The sequence below is a fragment of the Rhizobium subbaraonis genome (genome assembly GCF_900220975.1).
Taxonomy (GTDB): Bacteria; Pseudomonadota; Alphaproteobacteria; order Rhizobiales; family Rhizobiaceae; genus Mycoplana; species Mycoplana subbaraonis.
The window spans coordinates 189,766-206,359 of record NZ_OBQD01000004.1 but is presented as its reverse complement, the minus strand read 5'-3'; the positions used below and the strand labels follow the sequence as shown (position 1 = coordinate 206,359).

Genomic DNA, 16,594 nt, shown 5'->3' with positions numbered 1-16,594 from the left:
TGGGGCGTTTCAACCGGTCGCCCGGACGGGCCACGCCGATAAGCCGGCTCTCCGGCGCCTCGTTTCGCAGCCCCTGAATGTTAGCACCGGCGAAGAAATCATGTTGACTTGATTTCTTCCAATTTTAGTCCGATCAAACTGTTTAGAGATCATTATATGGGCCGAATGAATGACAAAGACGCAGACTATCGACGATCTGGACCAATTCGACATTCGCATCCTTGACGTACTCAGCCAGGACGGACGGATCTCCGTGACAGAGTTGTCCAAGCGGGTGGGATTGTCAAAGACCCCCTGCCAGGCGCGATTGAAACGGCTGATCGACGACGGCTTCATCCTCGGCTTCCATGCCGAGATCAATCTGCGCAAGCTCGGCCTCGACCACATCGCCTTTGCCGAGGTGAAGCTGTCGGACACGCGGGAAAAGGCTTTGGAAGCGTTCAACAGCGCCGTCCGCCGCATCCAGGAGGTCGAGGAATGCCATATGATAGCCGGCTCGTTCGACTATCTCCTGAAGGTCAGGACCTCCGACATCCGCCGCTATCGCGAAGTGCTGGGCGAAAAGATCTCCAGCCTGCCAAACGTCTCCAATACCTCCACTTTCGTGGTGATGCAGGCGGTGAAGGACAACGGCGCTCCCGGGTCTCCGACGGCTTTGCTGTGAAGCGCGGTTGCCAGCGCCGGCGGACGGACGCCGCCGCCCCCGTCACCAGGCGGAACAGCATTAGCGCAATGGAAACCTGACGTTAACCATGCGCCCGGTATGCAGGATCGATCGCATACGAGGGGACAGCATTCATGAGCGCAGCATCCGCAAACGCCGGCCTGACATCTAGCGCGGCTACGGTACCGTTTCCGGTTGCCCGGCGGACGGGCGTCGTTCGGCGCTGCGCTGCGGAATTGGAGACCCTGCATGGCGAACCGGCACTGCACTATTGGCGCGCCGAATGCCGCAGGCTTGCCGAGGAACTGCTGGCGCTGGGCTGCGACGAGGTGGAAATGCGGCTGCAGGTGCTGGACTTTCAGGACGAGGTCCAGGCCGAATTGCGCCGGCGGCATCTGGCAAACGCATCCCGGGAAGGCGCCGGTCGCGCCTGAATCCTCCTCCAAGGCGGCCCGGTCGGTTGCCAATCGGCAACGTCGGCTCTAATTCGGCACGCGAAATGCGATTCGGGACACTCCGTCGCCTTGCATTACCGTTCGCGAATAATATACCTTTTTTATATGATTTTAGCACTTGGGTGCCTAAAATGCGTCGGAATCATCCGTATGGGTGGCGGGCGTTCGATCTCACCGACAGGCGGGTGGTTTTTTGGTCGGGGCGCCGCCCACAGGCGGACCTGACGGCGCCGTTTTTGCAACTGGAAAGCAGGATGACATGCTGACAAAAAAGGGCAAGTACGGGCTGAAGGCTCTGGTCGATCTGGCGCGTCTGGCCCCTGGAGAAACCGCCTTCGTCAGTGAAATTGCGCTCCGCAACAACATTCCGAAGAAGTTTCTCGACACCATCCTGCTCGAGCTTCGCAACGCCGGCATCCTGCGGTCCAAGAAGGGCCCGGGAGGCGGATACGCCCTGTCGCATCCCGCATCCGCGATCCGGATCGGCCATGCCATCCGCGTGCTGGACGGGCCGTTGGCACCGATTCGCTGCGCCAGCCGGACGGCCTACGAGGCCTGCGACGATTGCGCCGACCCGGCAGCCTGTCAGGTCCGTCGCGCCATGACCGAGGTACGCGACGCCATTGCTTCCATTCTCGACAACATGACGCTCGAGCAGTTCGTCGCTTCTCCCGGCACCTCCGGGCTTATCGAGGACGACGTCCCTGAAAAGAAGGCCGTCGGCCAGCAGGCCTAGAGTGGAGCCTGCAGCTCATTAGAGCACTAAATCTATAGACTATTGACATGCGTCACGATTTCGCCATGATCACTTCACGGTCGTTAACGACCGGGGATGATCAGGAGTTGGCGCATGTTCTATATGGGTGGAATGACGCTCGGCTATTTCTCTCCGCATTCAGTCGATGGCTGCGCGGCCGAAGGCGGCGAAGGCCGGAGGGGCGACACCACGGAGAAGCCTGCCCGGAAGGGGCTTCTGGATTTCGTGAAACCCGCCGCCGGACAGGGAAATCCCGCCCGCCAGTTCCCTGCCTGGCCGATCCACGTCTTCTACTGACTTCGCTATAGGCTTCGGAGCCTCTCCGCTGAGGAGGCTTCCGCTATGCCGGACAACCCGCACGGACTAGGCGGCCTTTCTGTCCGCGAAACTGGTCAGGTCATCCTGACCGGCTTGCCACACGCGACCTTCCCGAAATTCGACTGCATATCTGATGCCTCGTTGGCCTGGCAAAGGCCCGAGTGCGTTCCCCGCAGGCCCAGCGAAAAGGCGCACCTTGCGTTGGAAAATAGTCTATAGATTTTATAGTAAATTACGTTATCATGCCTGCACAGGCGGTAAAGATCGATGGAGGCATCATGCAGATCAGCGCATGATGGCATCTGTCGCAACGGCGGAAGCGGAGCGGAAGCCCTTGGATCGCAGGGTTTTCCGCTTTGTAACAGGGAAAGGAACCGCAGGTATCCGCAAAACGGTACGGAGACAGCGAAGGGCGAGGGCGGGGCGAAACCAGGGAAGGGAAGAGGCATGTTGTCCAGCAACGCAGTCCGGAAGAACCCTGCAGCGATGCCCGCAGACAGCCGCCTGCGCATCGCCATTGTCGGCCGCGGTCCTGCGGGCATCGCAACGGCGATCGCGCTGCTGCGTCGCCTCCGCCGGCCGTTTCATCTCTGGATGATCGACGCGGCCGATTTTCCCGGCAGCTTCGGCAACGGCGTCGCCGGACAGGCGACGATGAGCGAGCGCGCCGGCCATCTCTCCGTCCTGGCCGATCGTCCCTCCGATTTCATCGACTGGCTGAAAACCGATCTTGCGGCCGGTCCCAGCTCGGTCACGGCCCTGCGCGGCTTCGAGCACGTCTATGTGCCCCGCTCGGCTTTCCGCGACTATCTGACGATGCGCTTCGGCGCGGTCTTTGCCGATCGCCGCGATACCACCGTGCAGACCGTGTCCGCAGCCGTCACCGCACTGGAGACGTTGCCGGGACATGGGCTGGCTCTCACGCTCGACGATGCCAGCCGGATGATTTTCGACGAGGTGTTTCTGGCAACGGGACATGGCCGGGCAGGGGGAGAGGCCTCTTCCTGGCTTGCCGCCGAGCAGCTTCTGTGGAACCGCGAGGCGACGAGGGCCGGCCTGCCATTCCTGCTTTCCGGCGACGGCCCCCGCATGGCGGCGGTCCTCATGTATTTGCGCGCCAGCGGCTATGCAGGCCGTGTCAGGATCCTGGGACCGCGAGGCCGTCTGCCGCAAGCGCACGCCCAGCTTCCGCAAGACCCGGCAATCCCGTCAGTTTCGGCCGGCACCGGCCTTGCCGAAACCTTGCGGGAGCTGCGCGACGACTGTCGCCGCAGCGGCCAGGGCTGGCAGGCCGTGATCGATGGCCTGAATGGGCAGTGGCCCGCCTTCTGGCGCGCCCTTCCGCCGGAAGCACAGCGGCGTTACTGGCGCCATCTGCGCAGTCTGCACCGACTCAGTTCGGAGAGGATTGCACCGGAGCTCCACCGCCAGCTGATGCGGGAATTGCAAAACCCCGCAACCGAACTGGTGGATGCCCGCATCCTCGGCCTTGCAAAGGATGGCGTCCGGCTGAGGCGGCGCGGCAGCCGGGAGGACGAAACCATGTCCGGCCGCCTTGTCGATTGCCGCGAAGAGGTCGCAAGCCCCGCCGACGGGCTGCTGGCCTGGCGCCAGCCCGGCACGATGCGGGTTGAGGACGACGGACGGCTGATGCGGTTCGGAGCGGCCGTTCCCGGCCTGAACGTGATCGGCCGCGCCGCCGGTGGATTGCGGGCGGACGGACGTCTTTTCGCCGATACCGTACGGCAGATCTATCGCGCGGCGATCAGCCTCGATGCCCGTTATGGTGGGCTTTCCTGCCGCACGGGCGGCTGAGCCAGAACGGTCCGCGTCGTCCAGGCCGGCATTCCGCCGGATAGCGCCATCATCGAGGGTGCCGCTGAAATCTTGGGCTCCCCTCGCATGCGCGGGAGCGCGATGTTGTGATTACGCCGTAGCGAATTGGCGTTGACTCTTTTCGGCCGTTCTGGAATCCATAAGAACATAACATGAACAAATAGAGGAACGACCGTCATGGCAACGCCTGCCTTGGCGCGTGAGCGGCTTCTTGCCTTGCGAGAGGCCGTCGCACGCATCGAAAACGCCGACGGGCCCGGTCTCTCCGGGCGAAAATCCCGCTGGCAGTGGAATGCGCCGGAGGCGGCACCGAATGATCCCCCGGCAACTGACGGCCTCGAGGCTATTTTTGCAGCCGGCCTGCCGGCCTGCGGGCTCGTCGAGATCCGCAATGCGCAGACGCGCGACATGGGGGCAGCCACCGGCTTCACGCTTGCCCTTGCCGCCCTGCAGCAGGAGATCGCGGGGACCGGCGCCACACTTTGGATCAGCCAGGCAATGGCGCTTTCGGAAGCCGGCATGCCCTACGCCCCGGGCTTGAAGAACTATGGCCTCGACCCGGCACGCCTCTTCATCGCCCGCCCGCGAACAGCTCAGGATGCGCTCTGGATAGCGGAAGCCGCGCTCGGCATCTCGGCCTTTTCGGCCGTCATTCTGGAGATCCGCGGCAATCCCGCCTGTTTCGGACTGACGGAAAGCCGCCGCCTGCAACTGCGCGCGAAGGCAGGTGGCACCCTTCTTCTGCTGTTGCGCCAGGCAGGCGAGGAGGAGGCAAGCAGCGCGATCTGCCGCCTGCGCGTCGAGCCGGCACCTGCAGCCGCACGCCCGCTGCCGGACGGATCGACGCTGGCCGGCAGCCTCGGCAATCCCGCTTTTCTCGTCACCCCGGAAAAAAGCAAGATCGCCGACGCCGTCGGCACAGTCCTGGAGTGGAACCCCGATGACCGCCGCTTTCGCCGCACAGAAACCCATCCTGAATCACACCCTGCCGCTCAGCAGCCGCAGCGGCAGCCAGAGGATACTTTGCCTTTGGTTTCCCTATCTTCCCACCGACAGAGTGGCCCGGGCGCGCTGGGGACGGTCGTGGCTCTCCAAAGGACGCCCTGACCACCCACCCGTCGTCTTCGCCAGCCGCAGCGACAATGCCATGCGGATAAGCCGTCTTGATCGTGAGGCCGAACGCATCGGCCTGCGCAGGGGACATGGGGTCACGGAGGCGCGCGCCATCTGCCCGTCCCTGGATATCCTTCCCGCCGAGCCCGTCGCCGACCGGGCGCTGCTCGAGGGACTGGCCGACTGGTGCGACCGCTACACGCCACTCGTCGCCTTAGACGGCGACGACGGGCTCTATCTCGACATCACCGGCTGCGCCCATCTGCACGGCGGCGAGCGGGCGATGCTCGATGGTCTTCTATCCTCCCTCTTTGCCCTCGGCGTCGAGGCACGCGGAGCGATTTCGTCCTCGCCCGGCCTGTCCTGGGCGGTCAGCCATTTCGGCGAGGGCGGCGTGATCGATGCCGATGCGGCGGAAACGGTGCTTGCGCCCCTGCCGACGCCGGCGCTACGCCTGCCCAAGGACACAGCCGAGATGCTCGGGCGGGTCGGGCTTAAGGCGATCGGCGACCTCCTGCCCCTGCCTCGCGCGCCCCTTGCCCGCCGCTTCGGACCGCTGCTGCTCCTGCGGCTCGACCAAGCGCTCGGCCTGGAGGACGAGCCCATCTCGCCGCGCTTGCCGGTGCCGGTTCTTTCGGCAGAGCGCCGTTTGTTCGATCCCGTCAGTTCCGCGGACGACATCCTGGCGCTTTCCGCCCATCTTGCGGGGTCGCTCAAGGAGGGCCTCGAGCGACGTGGAGAGGGCGGACGCCTGTTTGTGCTTCTGCTCTTTCGCGTCGACGGCCGCGTCTTTCGCATCCAAGCGGCGACCTCAGCCCCCCAGCGCGATCCCGACCGTATCAAGCTTCTGTTCCGCGAGCGGCTTGCGGCGGTTCATGACGGACTGGACGCTGGATACGGGTTCGAGATCGTCCGCCTCTGCGTGCTCACCGCCGAGCCTTTCGAGACGGTGCAGGAGGGTTTTGCCGACGGCACCGGCGACAGCCCATCGCTGTCCGCCTTCGCCGAGCGGATCGTCGCCCGCTTCGGCCCCGACAGCCTGCTTGCCTTGACGCTTGCCGAAAGCCATCTGCCCGAACGCGCCGCACGCCTCGCCCCCATCCTGGACCGTCTTGAGAGCGAGCGCGCCGTCGACCGCAGCGGAGCGCCAGCGGTCACGGCAACCGCCTGCATGGACCGCCCGTTGCGCCTCTTCACCCCGCCCGAGCCGGTCGAAACCATGGCCGGCGTACCGGAGGACGCGCCGAAAAGCTTCCGCTGGCGCCGGAGCCTTTATCGGATCGCCCGCACGGAGGGCCCTGAACGGATCGCCGCGGAGTGGTGGATCGACGGGGAGAACCAGCCGTCCCGCGACTATTTCCGGGTCGAAGACGAGGCCGGTCGTCGCTTCTGGCTGTTCCGCGAGGGGATCTATGGGAGACAGCCGCACCTTCCGCGCTGGTTCATCCATGGGTTTTTCGCATGAGCACCGTCTTCTGCGAATTCGGTGCGCGTTCCAATTTCTCTTTCCTGGAAGGAGCGGCCCACCCCGAAGCCATGGTGGAGACCGCGAGCCGGCTCGGGCTTGGCGGCCTGGGGATCGCCGACCGCAATACCGTCGCAGGCGTGGTCAGGGCCTATAACAAGGCAAAGGCGGACAACTATGAAGGCTTCCGTCCCGGTGCCCGGCTCGTCTTTGCCGATGGCACGCCCGATGTTCTCGCCTTTCCGCAGAACCGGCGGGGCTGGGCTCATCTCTGCCGCCTCTTGAGCTGCGGCAACCTGCGCGCGGACAACAAGGGAAACTGCACCCTTTTTTTGCCGGACCTTCTCGAATGGCAGGCGGAACTGCAGCTCATCCTCATGCCGCCACCTGGCAGACCGGAGCCGAAATCGCTGCTGGCGGTGCTCGAACCCTTGCGGCAGAAAGCCGCCGACCGGCTCTATCTGGGCCTCGTGCCACGCTACGACGGCTTCGACCGGCTCGATCTTGCCGCGCTGGCAATGCTGTCCCGGCAGGCGCGCGTCCGCCCCCTCGCCACCAATGACGCACTTTTCGATGCGCCGGACAGCCGCCCGATCGCGGACGTCGTTGCCGCCATTCGCCGCCGCACGACGGTCGAGGGTCTCGGCTTCCATCGGCAGTCCAATGCGGAGCGCCACCTGAAGTCTCCCGCCGAGATGGCCCGCCTGCTGCGCGACCATCCGGAGGCGATTGCCAACAGCGCCCGGTTCCTTCGCGGTCTTTGCTTTGATCTGGAGGAGCTCGGCCATATCTATCCGGACGAATCCGACGAGGGCTCCACCCCGGAAGAGACGCTCCTGCGGCTCGTTCGCGAAGGCGCATCCCGCCGCTATCCTCGTCAAAGCTATCCGCAAGGCGTGCCTGCCAAGGTCGAGGAGCGACTGGCCTATGAGCTCGCACTCATCCACAAGAAGCGTTACGAACCCTATTTCCTGACCGTGCACAAGCTGGTCAGCTTCGCGCGCAGTCGGGGTATCCTCTGCCAGGGGCGCGGCTCGGCCGCCAATTCCTCCGTCTGCTACTGCCTCGGGATAACGGAGGTCGACCCCAACAGGTTCACCCTGCTCTTCGACCGGTTCATTTCCGAAGACCGGGACGAACCACCCGACATCGACGTCGATTTCGAGCACGAACGCCGGCAGGAAGTGATCGACTTCATCTACCAAACTTACAGCAGGGAGCATGCGGGCCTCGCCGCCGCCGTCATCAGCTACCGGGGCCGGTCGGCGGGCCGCGAGGTGGCCAAGGCGTTCGGCCTCTCGGACGACGTCCAGTCGGCCCTTTCAGGCTCGATCTGGGGCTGGGGGCGATCCTCCTTCTCCGAAGAGCAGATCAAGGCGGCAGGCCTCGACCTGCGCGACCCGGCAACGCTCCGGATGCTCTCCTATGCGCAGAAGCTGATGGGCTTCCCCAGGCACCTTTCCCAGCATGTCGGCGGCTTCCTGATCACACGGGACCGCCTCGACGAGGTGGTGCCGATCATGCCGACGGCGATGTCCGGCCGCTACATGGTCGAATGGGACAAGGACGACCTCGACACCCTGAAGCTCCTGAAGGTCGACGTGCTGGCGCTCGGCATGCTGACCTGCATCGCCAAGGCCTTCAAGCTCCTGGAAAGCCATTACCATGAGCCGAAGACGCTGGCGGAGATCTATGAGGATCAAAGGGACGAAGTTTACGACATGATCTGCCGAGCCGACACGCTCGGCGTCTTCCAGATCGAGAGCCGCGCGCAGATGAGCATGCTGCCGCGGTTAAAACCGAGAGTGTTCTATGATCTCGTCATCGAGGTTGCGATCGTCCGGCCCGGCCCGATCCAGGGCAACATGGTGCACCCCTATCTGAAGCGCCGCCAAGGCAAGGAGGCGGTGATCTATCCCAAGGATGAGATCGAGGAGGTTCTGAAGCGGACCCTCGGCGTGCCGCTGTTCCAGGAACAGGCGATGCAGATCGCCATCACCGCGGCAGGCTTCTCGCCCGCCCAGGCCGACAAGCTTCGCCGCGCCATGGCCACCTTTCGCCGGACCGGTCAGGTCAGTGACTTCAAGAAGCAGATGATCGACGGCATGGTCGGCCGCGGTTACACGCAAGAATTCGCCGAGCGCTGTTTCAGTCAGATCGAAGGCTTTGGCGAATACGGCTTTCCTGAAAGCCATGCCGCCTCCTTCGCCCTTCTGGTCTATGCCTCGTCCTGGCTGAAGGCCTATTATCCCGACGTCTTCTGCGCGGCGATCCTCAATTCCCAGCCCATGGGCTTCTACGCCCCGGCACAGCTCGTGCGCGACGCCCGCGAGCACGGCATCCGCGTGCTGCCCGTCGACGTGAACCTTTCCGACTGGAACTGCACGCTGGAGGGCGAGAACGCCTTCGACAAGAGACTGCTCGCGCCGCGTCATCGGGAGATGCGTGACGTCGTCAGGTCGAAGCGCGCCGTGCGCCTCGGCTTTCGCCTCGTGAAGGGACTGGCCGAAAAGGACATGGAAATCCTGCTTGCGAACCGGGGAGGCGGCTATCGATCGGTGCGCGATCTCGCGCTTCGCTCCGGTCTGGCCCGCTCCGTCCTCGAACGGCTTGCCGATGCCGATGCCTTCCGCTCGCTGGACCTCGACCGCCGTGCAGCGCTGTGGGCGGTCAAGGCCCTGGACGAGAGGGGCAGGCCGGGCACGCTCCCGCTGTTCGAGCGGGTCGGGACAGACGAATTGCGCCCCGAACCGCCCGTGCCGTTGCCTGTCATGCCTGCCGGCGAACAGGTGATCAACGACTATCGCTACCTGACCCTGTCATTGAAAGCGCATCCGGTCTCCTTCATGCGCGCCGATTTTTCCCGCCAGAACATCAAACCGAACGAGGAGCTGGAGACGGCTGCCAAAGGAAGCCGCGTGGCCGTTGCAGGCCTCGTCCTCGTCCGCCAACAGCCGGGATCGGCAAAGGGGGTGATCTTCATGACGATCGAGGACGAAACCGGGATCGCCAACATCATCATCTGGAAGAAGGTCATGGAAAAATACCGCTGGGTGGTGATGGGGGCACGGCTCGTCAAGGTGTGGGGCCGGTTGCAGCGCGAAAGCGGCGTCATCCACGTGGTTGCCGAGCATCTGGAGGACATGACGCAGGCACTCGGCCTGCTGAAGCGGGAACTGCACAGCTTCGCCTCCATGAGCCGGGCCGACGAGGTGCTTCATCCTGTCAACGAGGACGGCCGCGAAAAGGGCGCTCTGCGCCGGCTGAGGCTGGCAGGCGATGATGCCCGCCGGCAGACAGACGCACACACCGAGCTGCGGGACGACGCGCAGGTGATGCCGAAGGGGCGCAACTTTCATTGACGCCAGGACGAAAATGTTCATCCCGCCGGCTGCGCTTTTGCAGCCGATCTCCCTTGGAAAAGGTCAGTCTGCAACAAAAAGTGATCGCCTGCCAGGGCGACATCTGCCATCGCTAAAACAGCAATCGATCAATCCAACATTTTGAAAACACGAACGAATTCCTCAAGTTTAGAATGACTAAAAAGAACTCGGCAGCGATGCTGACCTGTTTTATCTTGACAGCAAATATCTCCTTTTGCTTAATCGCCGGAATTCAGGGCGTTTCGCATGGCAGGCAGAACAAATGCTGGTTTGCAGCTGCAACTTCATTAGCGACAAAGAGATCGTTGACGTCATAAACGAGCTCCTCGACCAGGACCGTTGGCAGCTGATCGTGCCCGCAAAAGTTTATCATGCCATGGAGAAGCGTGGCCGCTGTTGCGGCTGTTTCCCCAACGTCGTCGACATTATCATCCGCACCACCGAACAGTATCACGCCGACCGCCACTCGACGGACGCGGAGATATTTGATTTCATGGCCCGCCTCAAACAATTCCATGAAGACAACAGGAGAGCGGACCTTGAAAGGCGACAAAAAAGTAATCGAGCAGCTTAACGAGGCGCTTTATCTTGAGCTCGGGGCCGTCAATCAGTACTGGCTGCACTACCGCCTGCTGGAAGACTGGGGCTACACGCTTCTCGCCAAGAAGGAGCGTGCCGAATCGATCGAGGAAATGCAGCACGCCGACAAGCTGGTCGCGCGCATCATCTTCCTCGAAGGTCATCCCAACCTGCAGACGGTCGCGCCTCTGCGCATTGGCCAGAACGTCAAGGAAGTGCTCGAAGCCGACCTCGCCGGCGAATATGACGCCCGCACGGCCTACAAAAAGTCCCGCGATATCTGTCATGACGCCGGCGACTACGTGACCATGAAACTCTTCGAAGAGCTTCTGGCCGACGAAGAGGGGCACATCGATTTCCTCGAGACGCAGCTGGACCTGCTGAACAAGCTTGGCGCCGAGAAATACGGCCAGCTCAACGCGGCCCCGGCCAACGAAGCGGAATAGTCGGCTTTCGTCACAGCTATTTGACGACACGGTCACTCGACACCGAATCCCCGGCCATCCGCCGGGGATTTTTCGTTTCGCGCATATCATCCGCAGCATCATCGGGACGGCTGAGGATCGCGGCAAACCCACCGCGCGCCGGTCGCCGCCTGGGAATGTTCCCGCATCGCGACCGGACATCGCCGCGAACACCTCTCCGCCTCCGCAAACCGCGCGCCTGAACCGCTGTCTTGCATGGCCAGACGGCTCGAATGCCCGTTTCCCGTGACAGCCTCGACGCGCAGAGCCAATGGACAGCGGTTCCGCCCGCTTGAGGGCCGGTCAGCCGCAACGCCTGCCTGGCCGTTCCGCTCATCCTATGCGTGTTCTCTATCGCCGGTTGCTGTTCCCGGCGGAACAGAGAGCCGGCGCTTTCTCCTCAATATGGCTGCGTGAAGCAGCGTTTGGCGCGCCGCTTCGAAAGCCGGAGCGCTCCGGCAGCGTGTGGAGGACGAAAGCCAGGTGCAGTGACGCAAAGAAAAGGTCCGGCGCGGCAGCAGTGTCCGCCGACGCTCCTCCCGTCCCGGATTGGCGGCACGACAGCCGTCTCCGGGAAATGCAATTCCCCGAAAACAGCCATCTTTAGGAGAAACGCATGGCAACGATCATGGGCTCGATGGGAGCCGACAATTTGATAGGCAAGGACCTCTTGGGGGCCGAGCAGGATATGATCATGGCGCTCGACGGCGACGACATCGTCAATGGCGGCATGGGAAGCGATACAATCATGGGCGGCGCCGGCAATGACCAGCTCAACGGCTCCTTCCAGAGCGACTACATTGTCGGCGATATCGGCAACGACACGCTGAATGGCGACAGTGGCGATGACATGCTCACCGGCGGGCTCGGCGCCGACCGTCTCAACGGCGGATCCGGCCGCGACACCCTCATGGCCGGTGGGCTGCAGGATATGGCCGGCGACATCGTCAATGGCGGATCGGGCACCGACCGCCTGATGGTGGATTATGGCGATCGCACCAGCGGCGTTTCGATCGCGATCAAGGACTGGATTTCCGAACAGACGCTCGTCGGCAACATCAAGACGAGCTACGTGGAGAGCTACCAGATTACCGGCACGGACTTCGCCGACAATATCACCGGCGGCAACTATAACGACATGTTCATGGGCGGCGGCGGAAACGACGTACTCAAGGGTGGCCGCGGCAGCGACTATATCGACGGCGGCGAAGGCGACGACACGCTCTATGGCGGTCATGGCGTCGACATCCTCAACGGCGCGGAGGGCAAGGACACGCTCCACGGCGAAAAAGGGGTCGATATCCTTTCCGGTGGCGAAAGCGACGACAGGGTCTGGGGTGGTGACGACGGCGACATGATCAATGGCGACGACGGCAACGACCTGCTTTACGGCGATGGTGGCAACGACACCATCAATGGCGGAACCGGCAAGGACACGATAAATGGCGGGGTCGGCGACGACGATCTCACAGGCGGCCTCGGCGACGACGTCATCGAGGGCGGCAGCGGAAACGACACCTATCGGTACGCCTTCGGCGACGGCAAGGACAAGATCACCGATACCAGCGGCAGCGACCGTCTCATCGTCACCAAGTTCACCGGAGATTTCACGGCCAAGCTGCCGACCCAGGTCAACACTCTTTCGGGCGGCACGACCTTCTCCGGCATCGAGCACTACAGCATTCATGCCGTCGGTTCCGGTATAAACAAGATCACGACCGGCAGCGGCCATGACGTCGTCGATGCCGGGGCAGGAGACGACGTGATCAACGGCGGGGCCGGAAACGACGAACTGCGCGCCGGGGCAGGCAAGGATACGATCAATGCCGGCGACGGCGACGACCGCGTCTATCTGGGCGACGGCGGAGCCGACAAGGCCGATGGCGGCGCAAGCACCGACCGCGTCTATGTCGACCGCAAGTCGCTGGCGACGAGCCAGACCTTCTCCGTCAGCGGGGCGACGGCGTCCCTGACGGACGGCTCCTCGATGACGAACTTCGAGTATTTCCACGTCGACTTCGGCTCCGGGAACGATGTGGTGAAGTCGGTCGGCGCGGCCAAGGGCGTCACCTTCTACGGCTATGCCGGCAACGACACGCTGATGGGCACGGCCTACAACGACCTGCTCGACGGCGGCGAAGGCAACGACAAGCTCACCGCCGGCGCGGGCAACGACGTGATCCGTGACGCCGGCGGCACGAACACCATCGACGCCGGCAGCGGTGCGGACGACGTCTATGTCCGCGACGGCGCCAAGGCCGTGGGCCACTACACGGTCAACATGGGTGACGGCGACGACGATTTCTTCCGCGCGGCTTCCACGGGCAAGCTGACGCTCGACGGCGGCGCCGGCACGGACTTCGCCTCAATCGACTTCAGCAAGTATACGCAGGGCATCACCTACAAGGTCGCCTCGACCGTCACCGTGGCCAACGCGTCGGTGACGGTGAAGGGCGTCGAACGCGTCTCCCTGGTGGGCGGGTCCGGCAATGACGTCTTTACCGGCGGCAACCTGACCGACGAACTGCGCGGCCGGGCGGGTGACGACACCCTCGCCGGCGGCAGCGGAAACGATCTGCTCTCAGGGGACGTCGGCAACGACACGCTTCGCGGCGGTGACGGCAACGACACGCTTTACGGCGATGGCCTCGGCCTCACCGGCGGCAAGGACAAGCTCTACGGCGAGAAGGGCAACGACCATGTCTATGCCGGCGCGGGCGACGTCGCCGATGGCGGTGAAGGCAGCGATACGCTGCATCTCCTGATGACGGAGCAGACGAAGGATATCGCCTTCACCTTCTCCACCGGCACGGTGAAGGTCGATGCGACGACGTCCTTCCAGGGCTTCGAAGCGCTGGACTATGACGGCGGCAAGGGCAAGGACACCGTCTCCGGCGGCGCGCTGGCCGACTGGCTGAAGGGCAATGCCGGCAACGACACGCTGCGCGGCGGTACTGGCGCCGACAAGCTGGAGGACGGAGCCGGCAGCGACAATCTGTTCGGTGACGCCGACAACGACCTGCTCATCCGGACCGACTTTGGCGGCAAGGACGTCTTCGACGGCGGGTATGGCACCGATACGCTGTCCTTCAGAGGGGGCACCACCTCCGTCGTCCTCGACCTGCAGAACCAGGCAACCAACAAGGGACTGGCGCTCGGCCTGACGGTGAAGAACATCGAAATCATCCAGGGCAGCAACAATGACGACGCCATCCGCGGCGACGCCGGGGACAACGTGTTCTACGGCAACGGTTCGGACGACGTCCTCGATGGCCGTTCCGGCAACGACAAGCTCATCGGCGGGGCCGGCGACGACTGGCTGACCGGTGGCACCGGGAAGGACCAGTTCGTCTTCGACAGCGCCGGTCGTGACGGCGAGGGCGACGTGATCACGGACTTCACCCGTGGCCAGGACAAGCTCGTCGTCTCCAAGGGCGCCTATGGCATCGCCGCTGGGAACAAGACCGTGACCCTCGTCACCGGCGCCGACCCTGTCGCGACCGCCACCAAAGGCACTTTCCTGCTCGAGACCGACAACGGGCGCCTCTGGTTCGACGCGGACGGCAAGGGCACGGATGCTGATCTGGAACTCGTCGCCACGCTGCAAGGCGTGAAGTCGCTGAGCGTTGACGACTTCGCCTTCATCTGACCGGCGAAAGGTTTCGGCTGGAGGAGACTTTCGTCATCGTCCAGCCGGACCGCCAAACAGCAAACCGCCCGCGGCGCAGGCCGTGGGCGGTTTCACGTGAAGCGATCAACAGGCCGGAAGCATGGAAGGCTACGGGGCGAGATGGGCGAAGGCCGCGACGACCTCCTCATAGACCCTGCGCTTGAACGGCACGATCAGCTCCGGCAATTGCCGCATCTCCTTCCATTCCCATGCGTCGAACTCCGCCTCATGCCCGCCGGGAGGCGGATTGATGGCGATCTCGTTCTCGTCGCCCTCGAAGCGGAATGCGAACCAGCGCTGCGTCTGACCGCGATACTTGCCCTTCAACCCGATGCCGATCAGGTGCGGCGGCAGATCGTAGTTGATCCACCGGCCGGCATCCGCGATCAGCGAAACCGAGCGCATGCCCGTTTCCTCGTAAAGCTCGCGATGCGCCGCCTTCAGCGGATCTTCATCCTTGTCGATGCCGCCTTGCGGCATCTGCCACAGCTGCGGCGAGCCGTCATACTCGGAATTACCGATGGCGACGCGCCGCCCCGCCCAGACCAGCCCCTGCCGGTTCAGCACCATGATGCCCACGCAGGGACGGTAGGGTAGGTCTTCCGCCAGGACCGGTCGCTTCTTATCCTTGCTCATCGTCCATTTCCGTTTCTGATTGTCTCTGCTCCAGCGGATTACTGCTGGCTATTCTGTTCGGCCAGCGCAGCGACACCGACGATTTCCAGACCGCGCTGACTGGCCTCCGGATACCACTCAGCAATGGCCTCGACGCTCTCATCGAAGGCGGAGGCAACGCCGATCGCGCTGCCGTTGCGTCGCGCGATCCGCTCCAGTTCGTCGAGCTTGCGCAGGATGGCGTCTCGTGAAAGCGTCGCGTCGAGCTGCACGTCGGCAAAGGCGTGCGGCATGTCGAGCGCACCGGCAATCGTGCCGGACAGCGACTGGGCAGAGGTACCGTCATCGAGAAACAGCAGCCCACGCTCGGAAAGGTCGCGCATGACAGGCTCCATGGCGTCGGCATCGGCAAGGAACCGCCCGCCCATGTAGTTCATGATGCCGGTATAGTTGGTGATCTGCCCCATCGCCCGATGCAGTTCGTCCAGATTGCGCTTGGCGCTGAAATCGGTGCGCAGCGTATGCGGGCCAGGCTCGTTGGCCGGATCCTCGAAGGGCTCGAGCGGTACCTGAAGCAGGATCTCGTGGCCCTCGCGGCGCGCCTCCTGCATCCAGCGCGGCAGGCTGTTGCCGCTCGATGCGAATGCGAGCGTCACTTCCGGCGGCAGATCCCGGATCGCCTTCTGCGTACCGGTCTGGCTAAGGCCGAGCCCGCCGACGACGATAGCGATCCGCGTGCCGCGCGCGCCCGACCAGGGGCGGGCGTACTGCTCCATCGGACGCAGTCCGTCGGGTCCGACGATCGGGAGCTTTCCGTAAGAGGTCGCCTCGACGAGATCTTCATTGGGGAAGCCGGCGGAGCGCGGATCCTGCCCGATCCGGCTTGCTTCTATGATCAGCGGTCCCGTGCCGTCCCGGTCCTTCGGCGTGAACTTGCGTACGACGCTGCCATCGGCATTGCGGGTTTCTTCCACGCTTGCGCCGGAAAGGCCGCGTTCGCGCCGCACGCCGCCGCCAGAGGGCGACACTTCGGCGTTCTCCGAAGATGTGGCGGGAACGGCGGGCTGGATGTCTGCCTCATCTGCTTGCTGGTCGACCGGATCGGGTGTCCTGAAGTCGCCGCGCGGGCCGAATGCCGACCATAGTGAAAGGCCGAGAACGCCGGCTACGACGAGAAAGGCAGCCAGACGCGCCGCCGAATGGCGCGGCGCGCGCTTGCGGCCGGGCGACACCTTCCGGTTCTGACCGAGGGGTGCGTTGAGATCCGTTCCCAAA

At 63.8% G+C, this 16,594-nt stretch carries 13 protein-coding genes; 11 read left to right on the top strand and 2 right to left on the bottom strand.

The genetic code is table 11. The annotated features are described in order from the left end of the window. The first annotated feature begins 169 nt into the window (after positions 1-169). The 11 genes from CRO48_RS07555 to CRO48_RS07510 all read left to right on the top strand — a co-directional run bounded on the left by CRO48_RS07555 (position 170) and on the right by CRO48_RS07510 (position 14,683). Entirely contained in the window at positions 170-664 is a 495-nt protein-coding gene (locus tag CRO48_RS07555; protein ID WP_097137791.1) for an Lrp/AsnC family transcriptional regulator, read from the top strand. Between the two features lie 134 nt (positions 665-798). Next, complete coding sequence (locus tag CRO48_RS07550) at positions 799-1,098, top strand: DUF6074 family protein (RefSeq protein ID WP_097137790.1); 300 nt, start codon at positions 799-801, stop codon at positions 1,096-1,098. Between the two features lie 280 nt (positions 1,099-1,378). Next, positions 1,379-1,855 (top strand): RrF2 family transcriptional regulator, encoded by a 477-nt coding sequence (locus CRO48_RS07545; protein WP_097137789.1) that lies wholly within the window; start codon positions 1,379-1,381, stop codon positions 1,853-1,855. A gap of 114 nt (positions 1,856-1,969) precedes the next feature. Next, positions 1,970-2,173, top strand: a complete 204-nt coding sequence (locus CRO48_RS07540) for a hypothetical protein (RefSeq protein WP_097137787.1) — start codon at positions 1,970-1,972, stop codon at positions 2,171-2,173. A 468-nt stretch (positions 2,174-2,641) separates the two neighbouring features. Continuing rightward, the gene (locus tag CRO48_RS07535) at positions 2,642-4,009 is read left to right on the top strand and encodes an FAD/NAD(P)-binding protein (RefSeq protein WP_176526679.1); all 1,368 of its coding nucleotides are present in this window, start codon (positions 2,642-2,644) and stop codon (positions 4,007-4,009) included. A gap of 198 nt (positions 4,010-4,207) precedes the next feature. Then, positions 4,208-5,137, top strand: coding sequence for an ImuA family protein (locus CRO48_RS31745; RefSeq protein WP_245423455.1), 930 nt, complete (start codon positions 4,208-4,210; stop codon positions 5,135-5,137). After that, positions 5,088-6,608, top strand: coding sequence for a DNA polymerase Y family protein (locus CRO48_RS07530; protein WP_245423463.1), 1,521 nt, complete (start codon positions 5,088-5,090; stop codon positions 6,606-6,608). The genes CRO48_RS31745 and CRO48_RS07530 overlap by 50 nt, the downstream gene beginning before the upstream one ends. Further along, positions 6,605-9,970: an error-prone DNA polymerase gene (locus CRO48_RS07525; RefSeq protein ID WP_097137781.1), complete on the top strand. Its 3,366-nt coding sequence runs from the start codon at positions 6,605-6,607 to the stop codon at positions 9,968-9,970. The genes CRO48_RS07530 and CRO48_RS07525 overlap by 4 nt, the downstream gene beginning before the upstream one ends. 283 nt (positions 9,971-10,253) lie before the next feature. Continuing rightward, complete coding sequence (locus tag CRO48_RS07520; RefSeq protein WP_097137779.1) at positions 10,254-10,565, top strand: (2Fe-2S)-binding protein; 312 nt, start codon at positions 10,254-10,256, stop codon at positions 10,563-10,565. Beyond that, complete coding sequence (gene bfr / locus CRO48_RS07515; protein WP_097137776.1) at positions 10,531-11,016, top strand: bacterioferritin; 486 nt, start codon at positions 10,531-10,533, stop codon at positions 11,014-11,016. The genes CRO48_RS07520 and bfr overlap by 35 nt, the downstream gene beginning before the upstream one ends. Before the next feature lie 634 nt (positions 11,017-11,650). Further along, a complete protein-coding gene (locus CRO48_RS07510) occupies positions 11,651-14,683 on the top strand; it encodes a calcium-binding protein (protein WP_097137774.1) in 3,033 nt (1,010 codons plus the stop codon). Positions 14,684-14,812: 129 nt separating this feature from the next. On the opposite strand, the gene CRO48_RS07505 is transcribed toward CRO48_RS07510, so the two are convergent. Further along, positions 14,813-15,340 carry an RNA pyrophosphohydrolase gene (locus tag CRO48_RS07505; protein ID WP_097137772.1) on the bottom strand — a complete coding sequence of 176 codons (528 nt, stop codon included), beginning with the start codon at positions 15,338-15,340 and terminating at the stop codon, positions 14,813-14,815. Positions 15,341-15,378: 38 nt separating this feature from the next. After that, positions 15,379-16,593: a divergent polysaccharide deacetylase family protein gene (locus CRO48_RS07500; RefSeq protein ID WP_097137770.1), complete on the bottom strand. Its 1,215-nt coding sequence runs from the start codon at positions 16,591-16,593 to the stop codon at positions 15,379-15,381. Between the last annotated feature and the right edge of the window lies 1 nt (position 16,594).

What these genes read in the sequence shown, in the direction of transcription:
- CRO48_RS07555 (WP_097137791.1), top strand. Translation starts at nt 170, where the DNA reads ATGACAAAGACGCAGACTATCGACGATCTGGACCAATTCGACATTCGC.
- CRO48_RS07550 (WP_097137790.1), top strand. Translation starts at nt 799, where the DNA reads ATGAGCGCAGCATCCGCAAACGCCGGCCTGACATCTAGCGCGGCTACG.
- CRO48_RS07545 (WP_097137789.1), top strand. Translation starts at nt 1,379, where the DNA reads ATGCTGACAAAAAAGGGCAAGTACGGGCTGAAGGCTCTGGTCGATCTG.
- CRO48_RS07540 (WP_097137787.1), top strand. Translation starts at nt 1,970, where the DNA reads ATGTTCTATATGGGTGGAATGACGCTCGGCTATTTCTCTCCGCATTCA.
- CRO48_RS07535 (WP_176526679.1), top strand. Translation starts at nt 2,642, where the DNA reads ATGTTGTCCAGCAACGCAGTCCGGAAGAACCCTGCAGCGATGCCCGCA.
- CRO48_RS31745 (WP_245423455.1), top strand. Translation starts at nt 4,208, where the DNA reads ATGGCAACGCCTGCCTTGGCGCGTGAGCGGCTTCTTGCCTTGCGAGAG.
- CRO48_RS07525 (WP_097137781.1), top strand. Translation starts at nt 6,605, where the DNA reads ATGAGCACCGTCTTCTGCGAATTCGGTGCGCGTTCCAATTTCTCTTTC.
- CRO48_RS07520 (WP_097137779.1), top strand. Translation starts at nt 10,254, where the DNA reads ATGCTGGTTTGCAGCTGCAACTTCATTAGCGACAAAGAGATCGTTGAC.
- CRO48_RS07510 (WP_097137774.1), top strand. Translation starts at nt 11,651, where the DNA reads ATGGCAACGATCATGGGCTCGATGGGAGCCGACAATTTGATAGGCAAG.
- CRO48_RS07505 (WP_097137772.1), bottom strand. Translation starts at nt 15,340, where the DNA reads ATGAGCAAGGATAAGAAGCGACCGGTCCTGGCGGAAGACCTACCCTAC.